This is a genomic window from Allobosea sp. 2KB_26, from assembly GCF_052115715.1.
GTDB lineage: Bacteria > Pseudomonadota > Alphaproteobacteria > Rhizobiales > Beijerinckiaceae > Allobosea.
Genome location: NZ_JBFRHE010000060.1, coordinates 1 through 1043, shown reverse-complemented (window position 1 = coordinate 1043; position 1043 = coordinate 1). Strand labels below are relative to the sequence as shown.

At 60.4% G+C, this 1043-nt stretch carries 1 protein-coding gene; it reads left to right on the top strand.

From position 1 onward, the window contains the following. Positions 1–10: 10 nt before the first annotated feature. On the top strand, positions 11–1043 hold a 1033-nt coding region (locus tag AB4099_RS35195; RefSeq protein ID WP_441481505.1), incomplete at its 3' end, for a DUF1254 domain-containing protein.

Sequence of the window (1043 nt, the reverse complement as noted above, 5' to 3'; positions counted from 1 at the left end):
CGCGGCGGCGGTGAAGTCCAGCCCGGTCCTTGCGCAAAGCAAAACCGAATGGCCGAACGTGTTCGAGGCCAAGGACATCGCCGAAGAGGGCTTCATCTACGGCCTGCCGCTGGTGATGAACTATGCGGTCATGCAAGAGTTCGCCGTTGMCAGGAACTCGGGGCAGTTCAAGGCACCGTTCAACGAAATCAACAATTTGCACCATGTCGCCACCCCGGCGGACACGGCAATCATCACGCCGAACAGCGACACGCCTTACTCGTTCGTCTGGCTCGATTTGCGGGCYGAACCAATGGTCATCTCTGTGCCGGCGATCGAGAAGGAGCGCTACTACTCGGTCCAGCTYATCGACGGCAACACCTATAATTTCGGCTATATCGGCACGCGCGCCACGGGGACGGAGCCTGGCGACTATCTGGTGGTCGGTCCCGACTGGAAAGGCGAAAAGCCGACCGGGATCAAGCAGGTCTTCCGATCGACGACGCCGTTCACGTTCACGGCTATCCGCACCCAGCTCTTCAACCCCGACGACATGCCAAACGTCGAGAAGATCCAGGCCGGCTACAAGGCGCAACCGCTTTCTGCCTTCCTCAAGCAACCCGCCCCGCCCGCCTCGCCGAAGCTCACGTTCGTTCCTGCCACCACGGCCGGCATCAAGGACAATTTCTTCGAGTATCTYGAYGCGGCCCTGCAATTCGTCCCCGAGACGGTACGGGACAARTCGGTTCGTGCGAAACTTGCGAAGATCGGCATCGGTCCCGGCAAGACCTTCGCGTTCAAGGATCTGTCGCTGGAACACAAGGCCGCAATCCTGATCGCGATGAAGCAGGGTGACGACAAGGTCGACAAATGGCTGGCCGGCGGAAACAAGGACATCAACGGCTGGAATATCGGCTCGTTCTTTGGCGACGAGGCCTTCTTCAACGGCGATTGGCTGATGCGGGCTGGCGCCGCCAAGGGCGGTCTCTATGGCAACGATGCCGTAGAAGCCATGTATCCCTATACCCGGACCGACGCGACCGGTGAGGCGCTGGACGGCAGCA